Annotated in this window: 8 protein-coding genes; 4 read left to right on the forward strand and 4 right to left on the reverse strand. The window is 64.7% G+C overall.

The annotated features are described in order from the left end of the window. Positions 1-201: 201 nt before the first annotated feature. A complete protein-coding gene (locus ABWP50_RS12755; RefSeq protein ID WP_353218364.1) occupies positions 202-636 on the reverse strand; it encodes a nucleoside deaminase in 435 nt (144 codons plus the stop codon). 68 nt (positions 637-704) lie between these two features. Here ABWP50_RS12755 and acs point away from each other — a divergent pair, with 68 nt between their 5' ends. Next, a complete protein-coding gene (gene acs / locus ABWP50_RS12760) occupies positions 705-2,663 on the forward strand; it encodes an acetate--CoA ligase (RefSeq protein WP_353218365.1) in 1,959 nt (652 codons plus the stop codon). Here the strand turns inward: acs and ABWP50_RS12765 are convergent. Next, positions 2,660-3,256, reverse strand: coding sequence for a TetR-like C-terminal domain-containing protein (locus tag ABWP50_RS12765; RefSeq protein ID WP_353218366.1), 597 nt, complete (start codon positions 3,254-3,256; stop codon positions 2,660-2,662). The two genes, acs and ABWP50_RS12765, sit on opposite strands and share 4 nt — an antisense overlap. A gap of 88 nt (positions 3,257-3,344) precedes the next feature. Here ABWP50_RS12765 and ABWP50_RS12770 point away from each other — a divergent pair, with 88 nt between their 5' ends. Then, the gene (locus tag ABWP50_RS12770; protein ID WP_353218367.1) at positions 3,345-4,232 is read left to right on the forward strand and encodes an SDR family NAD(P)-dependent oxidoreductase; all 888 of its coding nucleotides are present in this window, start codon (positions 3,345-3,347) and stop codon (positions 4,230-4,232) included. A gap of 4 nt (positions 4,233-4,236) precedes the next feature. Here the strand turns inward: ABWP50_RS12770 and ABWP50_RS12775 are convergent, their stop codons facing one another. Beyond that, a complete protein-coding gene (locus ABWP50_RS12775) occupies positions 4,237-4,776 on the reverse strand; it encodes a GNAT family N-acetyltransferase (RefSeq protein ID WP_353218368.1) in 540 nt (179 codons plus the stop codon). Positions 4,777-4,933: 157 nt separating this feature from the next. Here ABWP50_RS12775 and ABWP50_RS12780 point away from each other — a divergent pair, with 157 nt between their 5' ends. Together ABWP50_RS12780 and ABWP50_RS12785 are read left to right on the forward strand one after the other, a co-directional pair. After that, the gene (locus ABWP50_RS12780) at positions 4,934-5,971 is read left to right on the forward strand and encodes a phosphotransferase family protein (RefSeq protein WP_353218369.1); all 1,038 of its coding nucleotides are present in this window, start codon (positions 4,934-4,936) and stop codon (positions 5,969-5,971) included. Beyond that, positions 5,968-7,170: an acyl-CoA dehydrogenase family protein gene (locus ABWP50_RS12785; RefSeq protein ID WP_353218370.1), complete on the forward strand. Its 1,203-nt coding sequence runs from the start codon at positions 5,968-5,970 to the stop codon at positions 7,168-7,170. Before ABWP50_RS12780 ends, ABWP50_RS12785 begins: the two co-directional genes overlap by 4 nt. 172 nt (positions 7,171-7,342) lie before the next feature. Here the strand turns inward: ABWP50_RS12785 and ABWP50_RS12790 are convergent. Next, on the reverse strand, positions 7,343-7,828 hold a 486-nt coding region (locus ABWP50_RS12790; RefSeq protein WP_353218371.1), incomplete at its 5' end, for an HAD-IA family hydrolase.

The following is a 7,828-nucleotide window of genomic DNA, read 5'->3' on the forward strand; positions in this document are numbered from 1 at the left end:
GCCGCCACCAGGCTGGCCGATCTGAAGATGCCGGCCCCCACCACCATGCCCACCACCACCGAAGCCGCCGCAAACGGCCCAAGAATGCGGCGAGGTGCAGCGGCAACTGCTGTATCGAGGGCGGGTTTCGTCATGGCGTTACGGTGGCGAACCAGGCCCGACACAGCAAGGGCAGATTGCCCTATCTGCATCGGCCTCGGCTCAATCGCGGCGTTTGCGGAAAAACGCCTGCAGCAGCTCTGCGGCGGCAGATTCGGCCACGCCGGAGATCACTTCGGGGCAGTGATGGGCCTGCGCGTGCGCAAACACCCGCGCGCCGTGCGCCACGCCGCCCGATTTGGGATCGGATGCGCCGTAAACCAGCCGCTCAAGCCGTGCCGCCGCAATCGCCGCCGCGCACATGGCGCAAGGCTCCAGCGTCACCGTTAGCGTGCAGCCAATCAGGCGTTCACTGCCCAGCGCAGCGCAAGCGGCGCGAATGGCGAGGATTTCGGCGTGCGCCGTGGGATCATGATGTTCGCGGGTGCGATTGCCCGCCGCCGCCAGCACATCACCTGCCGCATTGGTGATCACCGCGCCGACCGGCACTTCGCCGCGCAAAGCCGCCGCGCGGGCTTCTGCAAGGGCCAATGCCATGGCTTTGGAGGCAGGAAAGGCCATGCCCCCCTCTAGCCCGAAGCGGCAACGCGGCCTAGTCTGCGGGCATGACCAGCAGCATTTACCCTGTTCCCGCTGACGCCTTGGCGATTACCCGCACCACCGCGGCGCGGTATGAGGCGCTGCATGCCCAAAGCCTGGCCGATCCCGATGCATTCTGGCGCGATCAGACTCGCCGGCTCGATTGGTATCGCGCACCCACCATCATGGGCAACTGGCGCTGGGATCCCGTTGAGATCAAATGGTTTGAAGATGGTATTTTGAATGCCAGCTGGAATTGCCTCGATCGCTGGGCCGATCTGGATCCGCAGCGGACGGCAATTGTCTGGGAAGCCGACGATCCCGCCGCTGCTGCCCGCCGCATCAGCTACGGCGAATTGCGCGAAGAAACGGCGCGCATGGCCAATGCGCTGGTGGCGCTGGGCGTGGACAAGGGTGACAGGGTCACGCTGTATTTGCCGATGATCCCCGAAGCCGCCATGGCCATGCTGGCCTGCGCCCGCATTGGCGCGGTGCATTCAGTGGTGTTTGGCGGCTTCTCCGCCGAAAGCCTGGCCGGCCGCATGGCCGATGCCCAAAGCCGCTTTCTGATCACCGCCGATGAAGGCCGGCGCGGCGGCAAGCCCGTGCCGCTGAAATCGGTGGCCGACGCCGCCTGCGAAAAGGCCGAAGCAGCCGGCACACCCATCGAAGCCATGCTGGTGGTGCGCCACACCGGCGGCAAGGTGGTAATGCACGAAGAACGCGATCATTGGTGGCACACGCTGCGCAGCCAGGTGCCCGCCACCTGCACGCCCGAACCAATGGCCGCCGAAGACCCGCTGTTCATCCTGTACACCAGCGGCTCGACCGGCAAGCCCAAGGGCGTGCTGCACAGCACCGCCGGCTATCTGCTGTGGGCCAATCTGACCTTTGAAACCGTGTTCGATTACCAGCCTGGCGAATTGTTCTGGTGCACGGCCGATGTCGGCTGGATCACCGGCCACAGCTATATTGTCTACGGCCCGCTTAGTGCCGGGGCCAGCGTGCTGATGTTCGAAGGGGTGCCGAGCTGGCCAGCCAGCGACCGATTCTGGCAGGTGATTGCCCGCCACAAGGTCAATATCTTCTACACCGCGCCAACGGCGCTTCGCGCGGTCATGCGCGACGGTGATGAACCGGTGGGGCGGCATGATCTGTCCAGCTTGCGCTTGCTCGGCACGGTCGGCGAACCGATCAATCCCGAAGCCTGGAGCTGGTATCACCGCGTGGTCGGAAAGGGGAAGCTGCCCATCGTCGACACCTGGTGGCAGACCGAAACCGGCGGCGCTTTGATCACGCCGCTGCCCGGTGCCACCGCACTGAAGCCGGGCAGCGCATGCCAGCCGTTCTTCGGCATCGAACCGGCCTTGGTGGACGCGGATGGCAGCCCGATTGCCTGGCAGCCGGGCGCGGACATCAGCGGCAATCTGATCCTGCGCGGCAGCTGGCCGGGCCAGGCCCGCACGATCTTTGGCGATCATGAACGCTTCACCCAGACCTATTTCACCGCCTACCGCGGCCAATATTTCACCGGCGATGGTGCCCGCCGTGATGCCGATGGCTATTGGTGGATTACGGGCCGCGTCGACGATGTGATCAATGTGTCGGGCCACCGCATGGGCACGGCCGAAGTCGAATCGGCGCTGGTCGCGCATCCCGATGTTGCCGAAGCCGCCGTGGTCGGCTTCGCGCACGATGTAAAAGGTCAGGCGATTTACGCCTATGTTACGCCAAACGCCGGTATCGAGGCGAGCCCGGCGCTGGTTGATGCACTGAAAGCCATTGTGCGCCGCGAGATCGGCGGCATTGCGGTGCCCGAACATATTCACCTGACCCCGGCGCTGCCCAAAACCCGCAGCGGCAAGATCATGCGCCGCATCCTGCGCAAGATCGCCGAAAATGATTTCGGCGCGCTGGGGGATACATCGACATTGGCGGACCCCTCGGTGGTCGACGCGCTGATCGAAGGCCGGCTCAATCGTTAAAGCGCGCCCCAGCCCGCCAGCAACGCGGCAGCGCCAGCGCTCGCCAATGCTTCGGGCTCAGCCAGATAGGCATCGATGCTCAGCGTGCCGATGCCGTGCACCATCGCCCACATGATCTCGCCAGCAACGATTGGCGAGACCCCGTGCAAGCGATCAGCCGCCGCCAGATCAAGGAGCATGGCGTAAAGTGACGCGCCAGGCCGGGCCGCTGCAGCCGCAAGATCGGGGTGGGCGGCCCGGTCGGACAGTTCCGGGCTTTTCATCAGCCTGTAAAGCTCGGGATGGTCGACCACGAAGCGGACATAAGCGATGGAACCGGCCACGATACGCTGCGCCGGATCGCCTGGCGCGGCGGCCAGCGCAGCGATCTTGTCACTGTAAAGCTGATCAAAACCGGCAGCAGCCACGGCGGCCACCAACGCAGCGCGATCCTTGAAATGGTGATAAGGCGCCATGGCAGACACTCCGGTCGCCCGCGCTAGCGCGCGCAGTGACAGCGCTGCCGCGCCCTCGGTCTCAACGATCAACCGCGCCGCAGTGACCAGCGCCTGCTTCAGATCGCCATCAAAATGCCAGGCTGATTCGGATTTCACCGCTGAACCCTAGCTTGACCACCACAGCAGCGCAATTTATACGGCGTAAACTTTACATTGTAAGGATATGGCGGTTATGCAGATTGTGATGACTGGGGGCAATCGCGGCATTGGCGCTGAAGCATTGCGGCACCTGTTGGCTGCCCCACAGGCCCACATCCTGCTCGGAATGCGCAACGAGGGCGGCCCGGCAGGCGCAACCTGCCTGCCGCTCGATCTTGCCAGCTTTGCCAGCGTTCGCAGCTTTGCCGATGCCGTGGTGGCCACCTTGGGCGGCACCGGGATAGACGTGCTGGTGCTCAACGCAGGCGGTCAACGGCCGGACGTGAGCGAACGATCAATTGACGGTCATGAATTGACCTTTGCGGCCAATCACCTCGGACATTTTCTGCTGCTTCACCGGCTGTGGCCCCATCTGGCGAGCGGAGCTCGGGTGGTGATCACCAGTAGCGGCACCCACGATCCCGCCGAACGCACCGGCGTGCCGCCCCCGCGCCACGCCAACGCGCACTGGCTTGCCGATCCAACCCAGGATGCTCAGCTTGACAGCAACGCGATTACCGCTGGCATGCGTGCCTATTCAGCATCGAAACTCTGCAATCTCATGACAGCGCGCGTGGCAGCCCAGCGCGCAGCCGCCGATCTGCGCGGCATCAGCGTTGTCGCCTATGATCCCGGCTTGACCCCCGGCACCGGCCTGGCGCGCCAGCAGATGTGGGTGGTGCGCACCCTGCTGTGGCCGCTGCTGCCGCTGCTGCTGCCGTTCGGCAAAACGATGAACAGCCTGCGCAATGCGGGCCGCGCTTTGGCCGAACTCGCCGTCAGCCTGCGCCCGCCGCCGGGCCACGTTTACGCGGCGCTGCGCAAGGGGCAACTGGGCTGGCCCGATCCTTCAATTCTCGCCCGCGATGAAGCCAGCTGTGCTGCGCTCTGGCGTGGCAGCCTGACCCTGTGCGGGCTGCCCGATGATGCCTGACCGATCAGGTAGGTGCGCCGCGTTCCCACAAGCCAACCGGATGGTCGGCATAACGCGCATCACCAAAGATCGAAAAGCCGCAGCGGCGGGCCACCGCAATGCTGGCTGCATTGGCGGGATTGATCATCGCAGCTGTACGGTCAAAGCGCGGATCGGCGGCCGTGGCCGCCTGCTTGTCAGCCCAGGCCAGCACGCATGCCACCGCTTCGCCGCCAAAGCCCTGGCCCTGCACATCGGGATGAAACGCCCATGCCGCTTCCGGGCAGCCAAACGCGGGCACACCGGTGCGTTCGCCGTGCAAAAAGCCGACATCACCCAGATGCACATCGTCGCCAGGGCGGGTGACAGCCCACATGCCGTAGCCGAGCAATTGCCAATTACCGGCATAGCGCAGCAGCCGGTTCCAGCTGTCTTCCCGGCTGAACGGCTTACCGCCAAAATGCAGCACCACGCCCGGATGCGACCACATCGCCGCCAGCCGTTCGAAATCACCGTGCCGGTGCGCACGCAGCACCAACCGATCGGATTGCAAAATCAGCGCCATAACGCGGCTCATAAAGGGGCTACTTTGTCAGCGCCAGTGACGGGTTGATGACAGATGGTTAGGCGCTGGAAAAGATGGTAACCAATTGGGCAATGAATGCACCAGCAAGCTGCCAGCCAATTGCATCCAGATTGCAGCGCGGCTGGTTGCGATGCAGATGACCGAACTTGCCTCTCTCGCGGCGTGGTTGTCGGCGCACGGCCTGCAACTTGCGCCGGGCACCACATTGCAGCGGCTGGGCGGCGGCATTGCCAACCGCAATGAAGCCATTGATCTGCTTGGCAATATGCTTGGAATGGGCGGCCCCATCGCCGCCGTGCTGCGCCGCCCGCCTCCCGGGCTGCTGGCGGCCGGCGCCAGCGACATGGCGCGCGAAGCGCGGGTGCTGGCCGCGCTGGCACCGCATTTTCCGCTCGCCCCGCGCCTGATCGCCTTTTGCAGCGATACCGCCGTGCTGGGCACGCCGTTTCAGCTGATCGAACGGCGCGCCGGCATTGCCATTGCCGGATCGCTGCCCGCAGGTTGCGGTGATGGCACGGCGCTGATTGACACCGTATTGTCTGCCATGGCGGCTCTGCACGGGCTTGATCCGCAGGCGATGGGCCTGGGTGATCTCGGCAAGCCCGAAGGCTTCTTCGCGCGCCAGCTCAAAGGCTGGACAGCACGGGCAGCAGCGGTGTGGCCCGATGGTCTGCCCGCCGCAGCCGCAGCGCTGATTGCCGCGCTGGCCGCTGATATTCCAGCAGAATCCGGCACGCCGGTGCTGCTGCACATGGATCTGAAGCCTGACAATCTGCTGGTTGATCCAGCCACCTTGCATCCCGGCGCCATGATCGATTGGGACATGGCCACCCGCGGCCCACGCGCCTTCGATCTGGCCGTGCTGCTCTCCTACTGGATCGAACCGGGCGATCCTGCGGCGCTGAAGTCACTGCAAGCGGTGCCATCGCTCAGCCCCGGCTGGCCGGGCCGGGCCGAGATTGCGGCACACTACCGGGCGATCAGCGGCCATGATGCCGGCGATCTGGTCTGGCCGCTGGCGCTGGCGCGGCTGCGGCTGGCGGTGGCCTGGATGCAACTTTACCGAAAATGGCAGCGCGGCGAAATGGACGGTAACCGCTATCAAGGCTTTGAGCCGTTGGCGTTGGCGATTCTGGGCCACGCCGGCGATCAGCTATCGAAAGGCACATTGTGACCGATTTTACCCTGCCCGAATCCACCAAGCTGCTGGCCCGCCGCGTCCGCCAATTCGTGATCGACAAGATTATCCCGTTCGAACGCGACCAAAGGCTGACCGCACACGGCCCCAACGACGATCTGCGCGCCGAACTGGTCGAACTGGCCCGCACTGAGGGCTTGCTGACGCCGCAGGCTGCCACCGAACTGGGCGGCATGGGCTTTGATCATGCCACGCAGGCCGCGGTGTTCGAAGCAGCGGGCTGGTCGACGCTGGGGCCGGTGGCGATGAACTGCGCCGCGCCCGATGAAGGCAATATGTATCTGCTGTCGCGCATCGCCCGGCCTGATCAGATCAAGCAGTTTCTGGCCCCGATGGTGGCCGGCCTGCGCCGCAGCGTGTTTGCCATGACCGAACCTGACGGCGCCGGCAGCGACCCGGCGCAGCTGAAAACCCGCGCCGAGTTCAACGGCAATGACTATGAGATTTCCGGGCTGAAATGGCTGATCACGGGTGCCAACGGCGCAAAAACCTGGATCATCATGGCCGATGTGCCGCCAAATCCGCACGGCCCGCATGGCCCCAGCCTGTTCCTGTGTGAAGGCGATACGCCCGGCATCCACATCGACCGGGTGATGGATTCGATGGACCGCAATTATGTCGAAGGCCACTGCGTCGTGCGCTTTGAAGGCCTTCGGCTCGGGCCGTCGCATGTGCTCGGCGAAATCGGATCAGCCTTGCGCTATGCCCAGATGCGGCTGGCGCCGGCGCGGCTGACGCATTGCATGCGCTGGCTGGGGGCGGCGGCGCGCTGCCAGCAGATCGCGCTCGATCATGCCCGGGTGCGCACCGCCTTTGGCAAGCCGCTGATCCAGCATCAGGGTGTCAATTTCATGCTGGCCGACAATGAAATCGCCATGCACCAGGCGCGGCTGGCCATCCGCCATGTCGCGTGGATGCTCGATCAAGGCATCCGCGCCCGCCACGAAAGCTCAATCGTCAAAGCCAGCGTGTCCGAAGATCTGTTCAAGGTTGCCGACCGCTGCGTGCAGATATTGGGCGGCATCGGCGTGACATCGGAAACCGTGGTGGAAATGATCTTCCGCGATATGCGGCCGTTCCGCCTGTATGATGGCCCCACCGAAGTGCACAAATTCGCCATCGCCACCCAACTTGAACGGCAGGGCAGCGCCTTTGCCGATCCGGTCAGCTGGTAATATACTATAGCCTCTTGAAAAAGCCTCCGGCGGGCAGGGGTGACCCCTGCACCCATATGTTGATTCGGCGCCCTATTTCAGAGCGTTGGGCCGAACTAAAAAGAGAGTGGTGCAGGGCTCAGCCCTGCCCGCCGGAGGCTGCTTCCTTCTGCCTCGTCTTGCTGCCGCTATGTCAGGTCAGCGCCAGCCCGGTCACGGCGGCAAGCTCGGCCAGCGCCTGGGCTTCGCTGGTTACCTTGATGGCGGTCATGCCCAGTGCGGCAGCTGGCTTGCAGTTGATGCCCAGATCATCGAGGTACACGCACTGGGCCGGGGCCACCCCGAGCGCGTCGCACATCATCATGTAGATGCGCGGATCCGGCTTGCGCACGCCGGCGCGGCTGCTTTCGATGACATGATCGAACAGCGCCATCACGCCGGCCACAGATGGGCCCCAGCCGATATCAGCGTCCGACGCGACATTGTTGGTGATGCAGCCCACCCGGTAAGCCGCCTTGCAGGCGCGCAACGCCGCGACCATGCCGGGCCGCACAGTGCCAGCGAGCAACGGCAGCACGGCGCTGCCCGGCACATCATGGCCCAGCGCCAGCGCTTCGCTGCGAAACGCTGCATCAAACTGGCCCGCATCGATTTCGTTGCGCTCCAGCCGCGCCCAGGC

The organism is Sandarakinorhabdus sp. (assembly GCF_040398645.1).
GTDB lineage: Bacteria > Pseudomonadota > Alphaproteobacteria > Sphingomonadales > Sphingomonadaceae > Sandarakinorhabdus.

Bases quoted from the DNA above. Each gene is read 5' to 3' on its own strand.
- ABWP50_RS12755 (WP_353218364.1), bottom strand. From the start codon at position 636: ATGGCATTGGCCCTTGCAGAAGCCCGCGCGGCGGCTTTGCGCGGCGAA.
- acs (WP_353218365.1), top strand. From the start codon at position 705: ATGACCAGCAGCATTTACCCTGTTCCCGCTGACGCCTTGGCGATTACC.
- ABWP50_RS12770 (WP_353218367.1), top strand. From the start codon at position 3,345: ATGACTGGGGGCAATCGCGGCATTGGCGCTGAAGCATTGCGGCACCTG.
- ABWP50_RS12775 (WP_353218368.1), bottom strand. From the start codon at position 4,776: ATGGCGCTGATTTTGCAATCCGATCGGTTGGTGCTGCGTGCGCACCGG.
- ABWP50_RS12780 (WP_353218369.1), top strand. From the start codon at position 4,934: ATGACCGAACTTGCCTCTCTCGCGGCGTGGTTGTCGGCGCACGGCCTG.